Origin of the sequence: Streptomyces davaonensis JCM 4913 (assembly GCF_000349325.1) — a bacterium.
GTDB classification, from domain to species: Bacteria; Actinomycetota; Actinomycetes; order Streptomycetales; family Streptomycetaceae; genus Streptomyces; species Streptomyces davaonensis.
Map to the genome: position 1 here is coordinate 7,192,508 of NC_020504.1, position 16,771 is coordinate 7,209,278.

A 16,771-nucleotide genomic window follows, 5' to 3' on the forward strand; every position below is an offset into this window, starting at 1 on the left:
TCGACCTTGCCATGGAACTTGCCTACATTCCCAGCCCGTCGCGCGGGGTGATCCACCTCGGTCCCATTCCGCTGCGAGGCTACGCGTTCTGCATCATCATCGGCGTCTTCGTCGCGGTCTGGCTCGGCAACAAGCGCTGGATCGCCCGCGGCGGCCGATCCGGCACGGTGGCCGACATCGCGGTGTGGGCCGTCCCCTTCGGACTGGTCGGCGGGCGCCTCTACCACGTGATCACGGACTACCAGCTGTACTTCAGCGAGGGCCGTGACTGGGTGGACGCCTTCAAGATCTGGGAGGGCGGTCTCGGCATCTGGGGCGCCATCGCGTTCGGCGCGCTCGGCGCGTGGATCGGCTGCCGGCGCCGGGGCATCCCGCTGCCGGCGTACGCCGACGCCGTCGCCCCCGGCATCGCCCTCGCGCAGGCCATCGGCCGCTGGGGCAACTGGTTCAACCAGGAGCTGTACGGCAAGGCCACCGACCTGCCGTGGGCCGTGGAGATCACCTCCTCCACGGACGGCCGGGAGCCGGGCACCTACCACCCGACGTTCCTGTACGAGTCGCTGTGGTGCGTCGGTGTCGCGCTGCTCGTCATCTGGGCCGACCGCCGGTTCAAGCTGGGCCACGGGCGGGCGTTCGCGCTGTACGTCGCGTCCTACTGCGTGGGCCGGTTCTGGATCGAGTACATGCGCGTCGACGAGGCGCACGAGATCCTGGGCCTCCGCCTGAACAACTGGACCGCAGTGGTGGTCTTCCTGCTGGCGGTGCTCTACATCGTCCTCTCCGCCAAGAAGCGGCCCGGCCGGGAAGCCGTGGTCGAGCCGGGCGCGGTCGACGCCGGGGCCCCGTCCGACGAGGACGGGTCGGACGGCGCGGAGAAGGCCGAGAAGACGGACGACGCCGACAAGGCCGACGAAGAGTCCTCCGACGTGAAGGACGAGGCCACCGACGGGGCCGGGTCGGCGAAGAAGAGCTGACCGGTCGGACGTACGACGGCGAAGGGCGCCCGGAAGTGTTCCGGGCGCCCTTCGCCTTTGTCAGCCGCGGCGGGCCGCGAGGGAGAGCGTGCGGTGGGCCGCCGCCACCACCGCCGCGTCGATGAACGTGCCGTCGCGCAGCGCCTGCGCGCCCCCGTGTGCCGTGGCCGCCTTGATGATCCGCTCCGCCCGTTCGAGTTCCTCCTCCGTGGGGAGGTAGGCCCGTTCGATGACGGGGAGTTGGCGGGGATGGATGGCGGAGCGGCCCAGGAAGCCGAGGGCGCGGCCGTGGGCGCAGGTCGAAGCGAGGCCTGCCAGGTCGTGGGTGTCCGGGTGGACGGACTGGGGTGGGGGCGGGAGGTTCGCCGCCCTGGCCGCGACGATCACTCGGGAGCGTGGCCAGTCCAGGCCCGCGTCGTCCCGTACCGAGAGGTCGGCCTTGAGGTCTGCCTCGCCCAGGGCGATGCCGCGGAGCGCGGGGTGGGACTGGGCGATGGCGAAGGAGTGCTCGATGCCCAGGGCCGATTCCAGCAGGGCGTACAGGGGGTGGGCGGTGGAGTGCGCGACCCTGCGGATCTGCTCCGGGGACGTGACCTTGGGCAGTCGTAGGCCCGCCACGCCGGTCAGGTGGGCCAGTGCCTTCAGGTCCGCCGCCGCGAGCGGGCCGTCCAGGGCGTTCACACGGACGTGGACCGGGACGGGCTGAGGGTCGGAGAGGAACTCGGCCGTCGCGGCGCGGGCGTACTCCTTGCGGTCCGGGGCGACCGCGTCCTCCAGGTCGATCACCACGACGTCCGCTCCGGACCGCAGCGCCTTGGCCACCGTGTCCTGGCGGTCGCCGGGAACGTACAGCCAGGTCAGAGGGATCGTCATACCGCGCCTTCCGCGCGCAGGGCCGCCACGTCCGCCGGGGTCAGGCCCAGTTCGGTGAGGACCTCGTCGGTGTCGGCGCCGTGCGGGCGACCGGTCCAGCGGATCGCGCCGGGGGTGGCGGAGAGGCGGAAGAGGACGTTCTGCATGCGCACGGGGCCGAGGTCCGGGTCGTCGACGGTGGTGATGGTGTCGAGCGCCTGGTACTGCGGGTCCGTCATCACCTCGCGCACGTCCTGGATGGGCGCGACGGCCGCCTCCGCCTTCTCGAAGGCCGCGATCACCTCATCCCGGCTGCGCTCGGCGATCCAGCTGCCGACCGCCTCGTCGAGGACGTCCGCGTGCCGGGCGCGGTCGGCGCCCGTGGCGAACCACGGTTCGTCGATCAGATCCGGGCGGCCCACCAAGCGCAGTACGCGTTCCGCCACCGACTGGGCCGACGTGGAGACCGCGACCCAACTGCCGTCCGCGGTGCGGTAGGTGTTGCGTGGGGCGTTGTTCGCGGAGCGGTTGCCGGTGCGCTGCTGGACGTAGCCGAGCTGGTCGTACCAGGTGGGCTGGGGGCCGAGGACCGACAGCATCGGCTCGATCAGGGCGAGGTCGACGACCTGGCCCTCGCCGGTACGGTCGCGGGCGGCGAGCGCGGTGAGGACGGCGTACGCCGTGGCGAGGCCGGCGACCGAGTCCGCGAGGCCGAACGGCGGGAGCGTCGGGGGCGCGTCCGGTTCACCGGTGAGCGCGGCGAAACCGCTCATCGCCTCGGCGAGGGTGCCGAACCCGGGGCGGCGGGCGTAGGGGCCGAACTGGCCGAAGCCGGTGACCCGGGTGAGGACCAGGCGGGGGTTGGCGGCGGACAGCTCGGACCAGCCGAGGTCCCACTTCTCCAGGGTGCCGGGGCGGAAGTTCTCGATGATCACGTCCGCGGTCCCGGCGAGCCGCAGGAGGGTGGCGCGGCCGCCCGGGGTCGACAGGTTCAGGGTGATCGTGCGCTTGTTGCGGCCGAGGTGTTTCCACCACAGCCCGATGCCGTCCTTGGCCGGGCCGTGACCGCGGGACGGGTCGGGCTTGGCCGGGTGCTCGATCTTGATGACCTCCGCGCCGAAGTCACCTAGCGCCGTGGCGGCGAGCGGCCCGGCGAAGAGGGTGGCGAGGTCCAGGACGCGCAGACCGGCCAGCGGTGCTTGGGCCATGGGGTGTGACGGGGCTTGGTCGGGGCGTGGCGCGGCTCGGGTCATGACGTGTACTGCGCGTCGATCTCGGAGCGGTACGGCATCGACTCCGACGCCCCGGCCCGCTGGACCGACAGCGCCGCCGCGGCGGCCGCCCAGGCCAGCGCGTCCGGCATCGGGCGGCCCTCGGCGAGCGCCACCGCGAGCGTTCCGGCGAAGGTGTCCCCGGCGCCGGTGGTGTCCACGGCGGTGACCTGGGGTGCGGGGACGACGATCGGGTCGGTGCCGCGGGCCGCGTACAGGCTGCCCGCCGAACCCAGGGTGACGACCACCTCCGGGACCTCCTCCAGCAGGGCGAGCGCGGCGGAGCGCGGATCGGTGCGGCCGGTGAGGGCGGCGACCTCGTGCTCGTTGGGCAGCAACAGGTCGGTGGCGTTGAGGAGTTCGACGGGCAGCGGCTGGGCGGGCGCCGGGGTGAGGACCGTCCGGACGCCATGGGCGCGGGCCGCCTGGGCGCCCGCGAGGACCGCGTCGAGCGGGATCTCCAGCTGGAGCAGCAGGGCGTCGGCGGAGGCGATGAGCCCCTCGTCGCCGGGGGCGAGATGGTCGACGGTGCCGTTGGCGGCGGGGATCACCACGATCGCGTTGCCGCCCTCGTCGTCGACGACGATGTGGGCGGTGCCGGAGGGCCCCTCCGTGGTGCGCAGATGGTCGGTCTCGACGCCGGAGTGCTCCAGGGTGGAGCGCAGCCGGGTGCCGAAGGAGTCGTTGCCGACCGCGCCGATCATGGAGACGGTGGCCCCCGCGCGGGCCGCGGCGATGGCCTGGTTGGCGCCCTTGCCGCCGGGGATCGTACGGAACTCGCGGCCCGTGACGGTCTCTCCGCGCTGGGGTGCCTTCGCCACGAAGGCGACGAGGTCCATGTTGGTGCTGCCGAGTACGGCGATGTGCGTCATGGGCGGAGCGCCTCCCGGTGGGTGAGGTGGGCCAAGGTGTCGAAGCCGGTGCCGTTGAAGTCGCCGACGGAGGTGGACAGCCGGTTCTTGAGCGGGGTCGTCCAGTGGTCGGGGAGGACGGAGGGGTGGCCGGCGAGGAGTCCGGCGATGCTGCCGGTCGTGGCGCCGTTGGAGTCGGTGTCCCAGCCGCCGGACACGGCGCGGGAGACGGAGCCGGTGAAGTCGCCGTCGGCGTGGGTGAGGGCGGCGGCGATGAGGGCGGTGTTGGGGACGGCGTGGACCCAGTGATGGGTTCGGGCGTGGGTGGCGTGGAGTTCGTCGACGACCGTGTCGAAGTCGGTGTGCGTCCGGGCGAGTCGTAGGGCGTGGTGGACGGCGCGGGACAGGCGTGAGTTCGGGGGGATCACTCTGAGGCCCGTCGCAAGGCAGGTGTGGATGTCGTGGGTGCCTGCGGCTGCCTGGGCGATGGTGGCCGCGATGAACATCGCCGCGTAGACGCCGTTGGCGGTGTGGGTGAGGGTGGCGTCGCGGTGGGCCTGTTCGGCGGCGGCCGCTGGGTTGCCGGGGTTGGTCCAGCCGTGTACGTCGGCGCGGATCAGGGCGCCGATCCACTCTCGGAACGGATTGCGGTGGCTTGCCGTTCTGGGTGGCTCCAGGCCGGTGAGGAGGTTGCGGTAGGCGAGGCGTTCCGCGGTGAAGGTGCGGCCTGCGGGGAGTTCTTCCAGCCAGAGCCTTGCCACGTCCGTGGTGGTGAAGGTTCTGCCGTGGCGTTGGAGGAGGAGCAGGTTGAGGAGGGGGTAGTTGAGATCGTCGTCCTCCGGCATGCCGTCGATGTTCTCGGCGAGGGAGGTGCGGGCGGAGCGGCGGTTCCAGGGGTGGGTGGTGAGGAGGTCTTGGGGGACGCCCTTGGCCGTGAAGTAGGTGGTGGGGGGCCAGTTGCCGGTTGATCTGGCCAGTTGGCGGATGGCGTCCAGAGGGAGCTTTTCCACGGGTTTGCCCAGGAGGCAGCCGACGGCTCTGCCCAGCCAGGCGGCTTCCAGGCGGGCCTGGGTGGGGACGCCTGCCGGTGCCTGCGATGGCCAGGAGGGGCAGCTCGCCTTGATTCTGGTCAGGTCGGTCGGCTCGCTGTCCGCCAACTTGCTTGGCAGGTCTGCCAGTTCGTCCAGCAGGTCTTCTGCCAAGAGGCGAAGGTAGCGGGAAGGGCGGTCCGGGGAGGCTCCTGCGCGTTCCGGGGCGTCCAGGCCACCCGCTGCCTTCCAGCGGGCCGCGATTCTTGAGGGTTCTCGGCCGTCCTGGGACGCCTGGCGGAGTTCGTGGCCGATCAGGTCCTCCGGCTGGACCCAGGTCAGTCGGAGCATCCACGGCCTCCGAGCTCGGTGAAGGCCCGCTCGTGGGCGCGGCGGCGTTGTACGTCACGGGCGAAGATCTCGCGTGTTACGGCGGTCAGGGTGCGGGCCGGTTCCCACAGGTCCAGGCGGCTGGCGTCGGCCACCTGCTTCGACCAGTCCTCGGGGACGGCGTGGCCCAACGCGCCGGACAGGGCGCCGGACATCGTGGCGATGGAGTCGCAGTCCCGGCCGTAGTTGACCGAACCCAGCACCGTGCGGCGGTAGTCGCCGGAGGAGAGCAGCAACATGCCGAGCGCGATGGGGAGTTCCTCGATCGCGTGCAGCCGGGAGGGGCGGCGGGCGCCGAGGGACGGGGCGCGGTAGTCGGGGCCGACCGTGTCGTACCGGGCCACCGCTTGGCGCAGGGGCTTCAGCGCCGACTCGAACTCGCTGTGCCGGGACGCCACTTCGCAGACCTTCTCGATCGCCTCGCGGGTGCCGTCCTTGGCCAGGGAGAGGCAGGCGGCGACGACCGAGTCCGGGGTCGCGCCGGGGGTGCAGGCCGCCGCCACCGCCGCCGCGAAGACTCCCGCCGCCTCCCTGCCGTACGACGACTGGTGGGCGCCCGCGATGTCGAGGGACTCGGCGTAGGCGGCGGGCGGGTTCGCCGCGTTGACCAGGCCGACCGGGGCCATGTACATCGCCGCCCCGCAGTTGACGATGTTGCCGGTGCCGGCCTCTCGGGGGTCGACATGGCCGTAGTGGAGGCGGGCGACCAGCCATTTCTCGGCCAGGAAGACGCGGTGGAGGGGGAGAGCCTCCGCCTCCAGTTCCGGGATCCAGCGCGGGTTCGTCATCAGGTCGGGGACCAGGTGGTCGGCGACGGCGTAGGCGTCGAGGTGGTCGCGGACCGTGGCGTAGACCCTGATCAGCGCGTGGGTCATCAAGGTGTCGTCAGTGACGTGGCCGTCGCCCTTGTGGTACGGCGCGAGGGGGCGGGCCGTGCGCCAGGCGTCGCCGTTCCAGGGGCCGACGATGCCGTGCACCCGGCCGCCGTGGCGTTCGACGATCTGCTCGGGGGAGTAGCCCTCGACCGGGCCGCCCAGGGCGTCGCCGACGGCGGCTCCGACGAGTGCGCCGGTGATCCGGTCGTCCAGGGTCGCGCCTGTGGGGGTTCCTGACGCAGGGGTTTCCGATGCTGTGGAGTTTTCTGATGTTTTGGACCTCATGGGCCGAATCATCCTCCTGCCCCGGCCGGTTGCGTGGCTTCGAGGAGTTCGGCGAGTTCCACGAGGTCCGTGCCGGTCAGGCGGGGGAGGGCGCAGCCGGACAGGACACGGCAGGCGTTGCGCCAGGAGGCGGGGATCGCGGCGCCGCCGCCGAGGGCGCCGGTGAGGGCGCCGACGAGGGCGGGGGCGGAGTCGGCGACTCGGGAGAGACAGGCGGCGGCGGGGACGGCTTCGGCGATGCGGCCCTGTGCGGCGGTGGTGAGGGCGAGGGCGACGGGGACGGTTTCGGCGGCTGCGATGCCGTAGCTGTAGACGTGATCGACGATTTGGTGTTCCAGGTGGGGGATGAGGGCGAAGGCGCTGTCGGCGTCGTGGGCGAGGGTGAGGGCGTGGCGGGCGTTGCGGCCGATTTCCGTTTCGGGCGGGAGTTCTGCGAGGGCGGCGGTGACGCAGGTGTCCGGGGGTGCGCCGGAGAGGGCTTGGGCGATGGCCGCGGCCATGGCGCGGGCGCCGTGGACTCCGTCGCCGTCCTGGGTGTAGCGGGCGTCGAACTCTGCGAGGTCTGCGGCGAGTTGGGGGTCGCCGGGGTGGGCCACCGCGAGGACGCAGGCGCGGATGCAGGCGGCGTCGTCGAAGTAGTGGGGGTTGTCGTGGCCGGTGGCGGGTGGGCGTAGGCCTGCCGCCAGGTTGCCGAGTCCGGCTCTTACCGAGATGCGGGCGCGTAGGGGGAGTACGGCGGATTCGACTTCGGGGGCGCGGTCTGCGGCTGCGGCTACCTCGCTGGCCACGGCGTTCCAGGTGAGGTCGATGGCTGCGCGCATGCGGCGGTGCCTGCTGAGGTCGCCGAGGGCGGTGTCGTCGCCTGCTCTGAGGACGGCTTCTGCGGCGAAGGTTGCCCATTCCGCGTCGTCGGAGGGGCCCAGGCGGAGGGGTTCGGGGGGTTGGTTGAGGGCGATGGGGACGGGGAGGGTGGTGGTGGCGTTCTGTTCGGCGAAGGTGTCGAGTTCGCGGGTGAGGCGGCGGGTCCATTCGGGCATGCGGGCGGCTCGGTGGCGGGCTGCGGGCCAGCCGGCGGCGTCGCCTGCGGCCAGGCCGAGGAGGAGCCCCTCGATCCGACGGTTGTGTTTCGCCCCCGCCGCCCCTACCCGTCCCATCCCCAGGGGCATCGCCCCTTCAACCCCACCAGGGGACTCCGCCCCCTGGACCCCCAACGGCCCTGAAGCGGCCTCGTCCTCAAACGCCGGACGGGCTGGAGGGGGCTGGGGTGCGTAGCCCCCTGCGGGTGGGTGGGGGGTGGGGATGGTTTCGGGGTCGGCCTCGGGTGTCGGGCGGGCTGGGGGTGGCTGGGGGGTGGGGACGGTTTCGGTGTCGGCCTCGGGCGTTGGGCGGGCTGGAAGATCCGGCCCGGCGGTCAGGTGTGCTGCCTCGGCCTCAAGCGCCGCGTGGGTTGGGGGTGGGTGGGGTGCGTAGCCCCCTGTGGGTGGGTGGGGGGTGAGGGTGGTTTCGGGGTCGGTCTCAGGTGTTGGGTGGGCTGAAGTGTTTGGGCCGGTGGTCGGGTGTGGTGCCTCGGGCTCGAAAGCCGGGTGGGTTGAAGCGTGCGGTTCGGTGGCCGGATGTGGTGCCTCGGGCTCGAAGGCTGGAGTGTGCTGGCCGGTGGCTGGATGGCTCGGGCCTTCTTCGAGGAGTGGCTCTGGGGTCATTCCTGGGGCTCCGAGTCTTCCGCGGCTGCTGCCAGTGCGTATTCGCCTGCGGTCAGGAGGTCTGCTACGTCCAGGACGTGGTGGCCTCTCATCGCTGGTAGGCAGGTGCCTCTTGCTGGGCCGATGGCTGCTGACCAGTCCGGGGGGATGGTTGAGGCGCCCCGTGTTGCGCCTGCCAGGGCGCCTGCCACCGCTGCTGTCGTGTCTGCGTCTCTCCCCATGTTCACCGCCGTCAGGACCGACTGGACGAAGTCGCCGTCAGCCGCCGCGTACGCGCCGAAGGCCAACGCGACCGCTTCGGGGGCCAGGTCGGTCCAGGGGTAGCCGCCGATCACCACCGCGGAGCGGACGGCCCGTTCGCCTCTGTGGGCCACAGCGACCGCTCGGCGCAGCGAGCGGGCCGTCCAGGAGTCGTCCGGGACCACGGCCAGTGCCGACGCGACCACCGCGATCGTCGGGGCTCCCGCCATCGCCGCGGCCACCCCCGCCGCCACCGCCTGGCCGCCGTAGATGCCCTCCCCGTCATGGCTCACCGAGCCGTCGATGGCCGCCAGGCGGGCCGCTTCGGCGGGGCGGCCCGCGGCGTAGACCCCGAACACCGCCGCCCGCATCGCCAGTCCGTCGCTCCAGGCGTGGCGGTGCTGGGCCGAGATGGGGGCCGCCAGGCCCCGGCGCAGGTTCTCCAGCGTGCCGCGTTCGCTGAAGCCCGCGCCCCGGAACGGGCCCTCGTCCCGGTCCGCGATCCACTCGTGCCAGGCCGCCTCCACATGCGCGGGGGTCAGCGCCGAGCCGTGGCGGGACAGCAGGAGTCCGGAGAAGATCGCGTACTCCGTGTCATCCGTGCCGGACGGGTGGTCCGCCACGTAGCCCGTGATGCGGCCCCAGCGTGCGCGGATCTCCGACGGCTTCATGTTCTCCGCGGGGGCGCCCAGCGCGTCGCCCACCGCCAGGCCCAGGAGCGCGCCGCGCGCCCGGTCGCGGAGTTCGGCGGCGTCCCCCGGCGCCGGGACCGAGGGGATGCAGGCGATCGATGCCATACGCGGCCTCTCCTCCGGGGGCTCCCAGGGCGCGGAGCCCTTTGCGGATGTGTCCCACGGGAGGGGGGAGGCAGAGCCTCGGTCGTCTCAGCGTCACCCGGTCGACATCTGTGCGTCTCATCTATCGGATGAGCGCAGATATGCAAAACCGCAGGTTAGCGCAGCCTTTCCTTGCTGGCGGGGTCGGAATTTACGGCGTACATTTTGTGTTGTCAAAGAATGGAACTTATCTAAATTTAGGCTTTCCTAAGTTCGAGGGGGACCCTGACTCATGGCCATCATCGAGACCGAGGCCGCGCTCCACGTGGCGCACCGTGACAACCACACCCACCGCGACGTCAACGGCGGCTGGCTGCGGCCCGCAGTCTTCGGTGCCATGGACGGGCTCGTCTCCAACCTGGCCCTGATGACCGGTGTCGCCGGTGGGCAGGTCGGTCATCAGACCGTGGTGCTGACCGGGCTCGCGGGGCTCGCCGCCGGTGCCTTCTCGATGGCCGCCGGTGAGTACACGTCCGTCGCCTCGCAGCGGGAGCTGGTCGAGGCCGAGCTGGACGTCGAGCGGCGGGAGCTTCGTAAGCATCCGGAGGACGAGGAGGCGGAGCTGGCCGCTCTGTACCGGGCTCGTGGAGTGGATGCCGAGCTGGCGGAGGCGGTTGCCCGGCAGCTTTCCCGGGATCCTGAGCAGGCACTTGAGATACACGCCCGCGAGGAGCTCGGGATCGACCCCGGTGACCTGCCCTCGCCCACCGTCGCCGCCGTCTCGTCCTTCGGCGCCTTCGCGTTGGGTGCTCTGCTGCCCGTACTGCCCTATCTGCTCGGGGCCACCGCGCTCTGGCCCGCCGTGCTGCTCGCCCTCTTCGGGCTGTTCGCCTGCGGTGCCGTCGTGGCCAAGGTGACCGCGCGGACCTGGTGGTACAGCGGTTTGCGGCAACTCGCCCTGGGCGGTGCCGCGGCCGGTGTGACGTACGCCCTGGGCAGCCTGTTCGGAACGGCCGTAGGATAGTGCGACTGGAACTTATGCGTTGGGCCGCATAAGTAGCCGTTACTTGCTGGTTTCGAATGGTTAACCACCGGGCATGAGCCGTAAGCGCTGTGGGCAATGGTGCCTGCCGCGCGCCTGTGCGAGGTGGGCGACGACGCTCCCCTCGCCACCGCCGACTGGCACCGATCTGATCGATCTTGTCCTCGTCGGTCCCCCATACTTTTCGGCCGCTCCCCGCGGCCCCGCCGTCACCCCACGGTGTCCGCATGTTGGAACGGTGTATCCGGTTCCCGAGAACCGCTCCATCATGTAACCTGCACGAAATTTTGATCAGCACGGTGATCACCGCAGATCACGCGACGCAGATCAACGCAGAGGGCCAACGTCGTCCCTCGGCACCAGCTAAATGCCACTGACGACGACGGGAGAGCCGATGCGTACGCCGCGCCAGCCGTCCCAGCATTCCGCGAATGGCCAGAACTGGTCCTTCATGGATGCTCGCCCTGCTGCGCAGGGTATGTACGACCCCCGCAACGAAAAGGACGCCTGTGGCGTCGGCTTCGTGGCCACCCTCACCGGCGAGGCGAGCCATGCGCTGGTCGAGCAGGCGCTCACGGTTCTGCGCAACCTGGAGCACCGCGGTGCCACCGGCTCCGAGCCCGACTCGGGTGACGGCGCGGGCATCCTGTCCCAGGTTCCGGACGCCTTCTTCCGTGAGGTCGCCGGGTTCGAGCTTCCCGCGGCCGGTGCGTACGCCGTCGGTATCGCCTTCCTGCCGGAGGACGGCACCGAGGCCGCTGTCTCGCAGATCGAGACGATCACCGCTGAGGAGGGGCTGACCGTCCTCGGCTGGCGTGAGGTTCCGGTCGCGCCCGAACTGCTCGGCGCCACCGCCCGTTCGACGATGCCCGCCTTCCGGCAGATCTTCGTCGGCGACGGCGCTTCGGAGGGCATCGACCTCGACCGCAAGGCCTTCGTGCTGCGCAAGCGCGCCGAGCGCGAGGCCGGCGTCTACTTCCCCTCGCTGTCCGCGCGGACCATCGTCTACAAGGGCATGCTGACCACCGGCCAGCTGGAGCCCTTCTTCCCGGACCTGTCCGACCGCCGCTTCGCCTCCGCGATCGCGCTCGTGCACTCCCGGTTCTCCACGAACACCTTCCCGTCGTGGCCGCTCGCCCACCCGTACCGGTTCGTCGCGCACAACGGTGAGATCAACACCGTCAAGGGCAACCGCAACTGGATGCGCGCCCGTGAGTCGCAGCTCGTCTCCGACCTCTTCGGCACCGAGAAGCTCGACCGTGTCTTCCCGGTCTGCACCCCGGACGCCTCCGACTCCGCCTCCTTCGACGAGGTGCTCGAGCTCCTCCACCTCGGTGGGCGTTCGCTGCCGCACTCCGTGCTGATGATGATCCCGGAGGCGTGGGAGAACCACGACTCCATGGACCCGGCCCGGCGCGCCTTCTACCAGTTCCACTCCACGATGATGGAGCCCTGGGACGGCCCCGCCTGTGTCACCTTCACCGACGGCACCCAGGTCGGCGCCGTGCTGGACCGCAACGGTCTGCGCCCCGGCCGCTACTGGGTCACCGACGAGGGCCTGGTCGTCCTCGGCTCCGAGGTCGGCGTCCTCGACATCGACCCCGCCAAGGTCGTCCGCAAGGGCCGGCTCCAGCCCGGCCGGATGTTCCTCGTCGACACTGTCGAGCACCGGATCATCGAGGACGACGAGATCAAGGCCCAGCTCGCCGCGGAGAAGCCGTACGCGGAGTGGCTCGAGGCCGGCGAGATCGAGCTGTCCGACCTGCCCGAGCGCGAGCACATCGTGCACACCCACGCCTCGGTCACCCGCCGCCAGCAGACCTTCGGTTACACCGAGGAGGAGCTGCGGATCATCCTGGCGCCGATGGCCAAGTCCGCCGCCGAGCCGATCGGTTCGATGGGCACCGACTCGCCGATCGCCGCGCTGAGCGAGCGTCCGCGGCTGCTCTTCGACTACTTCACCCAGCTGTTCGCGCAGGTCACCAACCCGCCGCTGGACGCGATCCGCGAAGAGCTCGTCACGTCGCTGCGCAGCTCGCTCGGTCCGCAGGGCAACCTGCTCGACCCGACGGCCGCGTCCTGCCGTAGCGTCACGCTGCCGTTCCCGGTGATCGACAACGACGAGCTGGCCAAGCTCATCCACATCAACGCCGACGGCGACATGCCCGGCTTCAAGGCCGCGACCCTGTCCGGTCTGTACCGGGTCTCCGGCGGCGGCGACTCCCTCGCCGCGCGCATCGAGGAGATCTGCGCCGAGGCCGACGCCGCCATCGACAACGGCGCCCGTCTGATCGTCCTCAGCGACCGGCACTCGGACGCCGAGCACGCGCCGATCCCCTCGCTGCTGCTCACCGCGGCCGTCCACCACCACCTCATCCGCACCAAGCAGCGCACCCACGTGGGCCTGCTGGTCGAGGCCGGTGACGTCCGCGAGGTCCACCACGTCGCCCTGCTCATCGGCTTCGGCGCCGCGGCCGTCAACCCCTACCTGGCGATGGAGTCGGTCGAGGACCTGGTCCGGGCCGGCACCTTCCTGCCCGGCATCGAGTCCGAGAAGGCCATCCGCAACCTGATCTACGCCCTCGGCAAGGGCGTGCTGAAGGTCATGTCGAAGATGGGCATCTCGACCGTCGCCTCCTACCGCGGCGCCCAGGTCTTCGAGGCCGTCGGTCTCGACGAGGGCTTCGTGGAGAAGTACTTCAACGGCACCGCCACCAAGATCGGCGGCGTCGGCATCGACGTCATCGCCAAGGAGGTCGCCGCCCGGCACGCCAAGGCATACCCGGCCTCCGGCATCGCCCCGGCGCACCGCGCGCTGGAGATCGGCGGCGAGTACCAGTGGCGGCGCGAGGGCGAGCCGCACCTGTTCGACCCGGAGACGGTCTTCCGCCTACAGCACTCGACGCGGGCCAACCGCTACGACATCTTCAAGAAGTACACGGACCGGGTGAACGAGCAGTCCGAGCGCCTGATGACGCTCCGCGGCCTGTTCGGCTTCACCTCCGACCGTCCGTCGATCTCCATCGACGAGGTCGAGCCGGTCTCCGAGATCGTCAAGCGCTTCTCCACCGGCGCCATGTCGTACGGCTCCATCTCCCAGGAGGCGCACGAGACCCTCGCCATCGCCATGAACCAGCTGGGCGGCAAGTCCAACACCGGTGAGGGCGGCGAGGACCCGGAGCGGCTGTACGACCCGGCGCGCCGGTCCAGCATCAAGCAGGTCGCGTCCGGCCGCTTCGGTGTCACGTCCGAGTACCTGGTCAACGCCGACGACATCCAGATCAAGATGGCCCAGGGCGCCAAGCCCGGCGAGGGCGGCCAGCTGCCCGGCCACAAGGTTTACCCGTGGGTCGCCAAGACGCGTCACTCGACGCCGGGTGTCGGGCTCATCTCCCCGCCGCCGCACCACGACATCTACTCCATCGAGGACCTGGCTCAGCTGATCCACGACCTCAAGAACGCGAACCCGCAGGCGCGGATTCACGTGAAGCTGGTGTCGGAGGTCGGTGTCGGCACCGTCGCCGCGGGTGTCTCCAAGGCCCACGCGGACGTCGTGCTCATCTCCGGTCACGACGGCGGTACGGGCGCCAGCCCGCTCACCTCGCTCAAGCACGCCGGTGGCCCCTGGGAGCTCGGCCTCGCCGAGACTCAGCAGACCCTGCTGCTCAACGGCCTGCGCGACCGCATCGTCGTGCAGACCGACGGCCAGCTGAAGACCGGCCGTGACGTCGTCATCGCCGCGCTGCTGGGCGCCGAGGAGTTCGGTTTCGCGACCGCGCCGCTCGTCGTCTCCGGCTGCGTCATGATGCGCGTCTGCCACCTGGACACCTGCCCGGTCGGCATCGCCACCCAGAACCCGACCCTCCGGGACCGGTTCTCCGGCAAGGCCGAGTACATCGTGAACTTCTTCCGGTTCATCGCCGAAGAGGTCCGCGAGATCCTCGCCGAGCTGGGCTTCCGCTCCATCGAGGAGGCCGTCGGCCACGCCGAGGCGCTCGACGTCACCCGTGCCGTCGACCACTGGAAGGCGCAGGGCCTGGACCTGGCCCCGCTGTTCCACGTGCCGACGCTGCCCGAGGGCGCCGTCCGCCACCAGCTGATCGAGCAGGACCACGGCCTGGAGAAGGCGCTCGACAACGAGCTGATCAAGCTCGCCGCCGACGCCCTGGCCGCGGACTCCGCGACCGACGCCCAGCCGGTGCGTGCCCAGGTCGCCATCCGCAACATCAACCGCACGGTCGGCACCATGCTGGGCCACGAGGTGACGAAGAAGTTCGGTGGCGCGGGCCTGCCCGACGACACCATCGACATCACCTTCACCGGCTCGGCCGGCCAGTCCTTCGGCGCCTTCCTGCCGCGCGGTGTCACGCTCCGCCTGGAGGGCGACGCCAACGACTACGTCGGCAAGGGCCTCTCCGGCGGCCGGGTCGTCGTCCGCCCCGACCGGGGCGCCGACCACCTCGCCGAGTACTCCACGATCGCGGGCAACACCATCGCGTACGGCGCGACCGGCGGCGAGCTGTTCCTGCGCGGCCGGACCGGCGAGCGGTTCTGCGTCCGCAACTCCGGTGCCCTGGTGGTCTCGGAGGGCGTGGGCGACCACGGCTGCGAGTACATGACCGGCGGTCACGCGGTGGTCCTGGGCGAGACGGGCCGCAACTTCGCGGCCGGTATGTCGGGCGGTGTCGCCTACGTCATCGACCTCGACAAGGACAACGTCAACGTCGGCAACCTGGACGCCGTCGAGGCGCTGTCCGACGACGACAAGAAGTGGCTGCACGACGTCGTGCGCCGGCACGCCGAGGAGAGCGGCTCCACGGTCGCCGAGAAGCTGCTCGTCGACTGGGACGCCTCCGCGGAGCGCTTCAGCAAGATCATCCCCAGCACGTACAAGGCAGTGCTCGCCGCCAAGGACGCCGCCGAGCGAGCCGGTCTCTCCGAGACCGAGATCACCGAGAAGATGATGGAGGCGGCGATCAATGGCTGACCCGAAGGGCTTTCTGAACCACGGCCGCGAGGTCGCCAAGTCCCGCCCCGTCGACGTACGCCTGAAGGACTGGAACGAGGTCTACGTCCCCGGCTCCCTGCTGCCGATCATCAGCAAGCAGGCCAGCCGCTGCATGGACTGCGGCATCCCGTTCTGCCACAACGGCTGTCCGCTCGGGAACCTGATCCCGGAGTGGAACGACTTCGCCTACCGCGAGGACTGGGGCGCCGCCTCCGAGCGGCTGCACGCGACCAACAACTTCCCGGAGTTCACCGGTCGCCTCTGCCCCGCTCCCTGCGAGTCGGCGTGCGTGCTCGGCATCAACCAGCCGGCCGTCACCATCAAGAACGTCGAAGTCTCCATCATCGACAAGGCGTGGGAGACCGGTGACGTCGCCCCGCAGGCGCCCGAGCGGCTGTCCGGCAAGACCGTCGCGGTCATCGGCTCGGGCCCGGCGGGCCTGGCCGCCGCCCAGCAGCTCACCCGGGCCGGTCACACGGTCGCCGTCTACGAGCGCGCGGACCGCATCGGAGGCCTGCTCCGGTACGGCATCCCCGAGTTCAAGATGGAGAAGCGGCACATCAACCGCCGTATCGAGCAGATGCGCGCGGAGGGTACCCGCTTCCGTACCGGGATCGAGATCGGCCGCGACCTCAAGGCGACCGACCTGAAGAAGCGGTACGACGCCGTCGTGATCGCCGCCGGTGCCACCACCGCCCGTGATCTCCCCGTTCCCGGGCGGGAGTTGACCGGCATCCACCAGGCGATGGAGTACCTGCCGCTGGCCAACAAGGTCCAGGAGGGCGACTACGTCACCGCCCCGATCTCCGCCGAGGGCAAGCACGTCGTCGTCATCGGCGGTGGCGACACCGGCGCCGACTGCGTGGGCACGGCCCACCGGCAGGGCGCGGCCTCGGTGACGCAGCTGGAGATCATGCCCCGCCCGAACGAGGAGCGGAACGCGGTCTCCCAGCCCTGGCCGACCTTCCCGATGCTCTACAAGGTCACCTCCGCGCACGAGGAGGGCGGCGAGCGGGTCTACTCCGTCTCCACCACCCACTTCGAGGGCGACGAGGACGGCAACGTCCAGTGGCTGCACCTCACCGAGGTGGAGTTCATCGACGGCAAGCTGACCCCGAAGCCGGGCACCGAGCGGAAGATCCCCGCCCAGCTGGTCACGCTCGCCATGGGCTTCACCGGCACCGACCGCGAGAACGGCCTGGTCGAGCAGTTCGGCCTGGACCTCGACGAGCGCGGCAACATCGCCCGCGACGCCGACTTCCAGACCAGCGTGCCGGGCGTGTACGTCGCCGGTGACGCGGGCCGCGGCCAGTCGCTGATCGTGTGGGCCATCGCCGAGGGCCGCTCCGCCGCCCGTGGCGTGGACCGCTTCCTGACCGGAGCCAGCGACCTGCCGGCCCCGATCCGCCCGACCGACCGGTCCCTGATGGTCTGACGGTCCGTCGAGGACCGCTCAAGAGACGTCCCGTACAAAGGCGT

11 protein-coding genes are annotated in these 16,771 nt (G+C 70.9%); 4 read left to right on the forward strand and 7 right to left on the reverse strand.

All coding sequences use genetic code 11. The features are described 5' to 3' along the window. Window positions 1-11: 11 nt before the first annotated feature. Window positions 12-974: a prolipoprotein diacylglyceryl transferase gene (lgt, locus tag BN159_RS31745; protein WP_015661123.1), complete on the forward strand. Its 963-nt coding sequence runs from the start codon at window positions 12-14 to the stop codon at window positions 972-974. 60 nt (window positions 975-1,034) lie between these two features. Here lgt and BN159_RS31750 read toward each other — a convergent pair whose 3' ends face one another. The 7 genes from BN159_RS31750 to BN159_RS31780 form a co-directional block, all read right to left on the reverse strand. Next, entirely contained in the window at window positions 1,035-1,847 is an 813-nt protein-coding gene (locus BN159_RS31750; protein ID WP_015661124.1) for an HpcH/HpaI aldolase/citrate lyase family protein, read from the reverse strand. Next, window positions 1,844-3,034, reverse strand: coding sequence for a CaiB/BaiF CoA transferase family protein (locus tag BN159_RS31755; protein WP_041820104.1), 1,191 nt, complete (start codon window positions 3,032-3,034; stop codon window positions 1,844-1,846). Before BN159_RS31755 ends, BN159_RS31750 begins: the two co-directional genes overlap by 4 nt. A 41-nt stretch (window positions 3,035-3,075) precedes the next feature. Beyond that, window positions 3,076-3,969, reverse strand: a complete 894-nt coding sequence (gene rbsK / locus BN159_RS31760) for a ribokinase (protein WP_015661126.1) — start codon at window positions 3,967-3,969, stop codon at window positions 3,076-3,078. Further along, a complete protein-coding gene (locus tag BN159_RS31765; RefSeq protein WP_015661127.1) occupies window positions 3,966-5,327 on the reverse strand; it encodes an ADP-ribosylglycohydrolase family protein in 1,362 nt (453 codons plus the stop codon). Before BN159_RS31765 ends, rbsK begins: the two co-directional genes overlap by 4 nt. After that, a complete protein-coding gene (locus BN159_RS31770) occupies window positions 5,315-6,526 on the reverse strand; it encodes an ADP-ribosylglycohydrolase family protein (RefSeq protein WP_015661128.1) in 1,212 nt (403 codons plus the stop codon). Before BN159_RS31770 ends, BN159_RS31765 begins: the two co-directional genes overlap by 13 nt. 8 nt (window positions 6,527-6,534) lie before the next feature. After that, window positions 6,535-7,692 carry an ADP-ribosylglycohydrolase family protein gene (locus tag BN159_RS31775; RefSeq protein WP_015661129.1) on the reverse strand — a complete coding sequence of 386 codons (1,158 nt, stop codon included), beginning with the start codon at window positions 7,690-7,692 and terminating at the stop codon, window positions 6,535-6,537. 530 nt (window positions 7,693-8,222) lie between these two features. Further along, a complete protein-coding gene (locus tag BN159_RS31780; protein ID WP_015661130.1) occupies window positions 8,223-9,263 on the reverse strand; it encodes an ADP-ribosylglycohydrolase family protein in 1,041 nt (346 codons plus the stop codon). Between the two features lie 271 nt (window positions 9,264-9,534). Between BN159_RS31780 and BN159_RS31785 the strand changes: the two genes are divergently transcribed. The 3 genes from BN159_RS31785 (at window position 9,535) to BN159_RS31795 (ending at window position 16,727) form a co-directional block, all read left to right on the forward strand. Beyond that, the gene (locus BN159_RS31785) at window positions 9,535-10,266 is read left to right on the forward strand and encodes a VIT1/CCC1 transporter family protein (RefSeq protein ID WP_015661131.1); all 732 of its coding nucleotides are present in this window, start codon (window positions 9,535-9,537) and stop codon (window positions 10,264-10,266) included. Window positions 10,267-10,678: 412 nt separating this feature from the next. Then, window positions 10,679-15,271 (forward strand): glutamate synthase large subunit, encoded by a 4,593-nt coding sequence (gltB, locus tag BN159_RS31790; protein WP_015661132.1) that lies wholly within the window; start codon window positions 10,679-10,681, stop codon window positions 15,269-15,271. Then, the gene (locus BN159_RS31795; RefSeq protein WP_015661133.1) at window positions 15,264-16,727 is read left to right on the forward strand and encodes a glutamate synthase subunit beta; all 1,464 of its coding nucleotides are present in this window, start codon (window positions 15,264-15,266) and stop codon (window positions 16,725-16,727) included. The genes gltB and BN159_RS31795 overlap by 8 nt, the downstream gene beginning before the upstream one ends. Window positions 16,728-16,771: the final 44 nt, after the last annotated feature.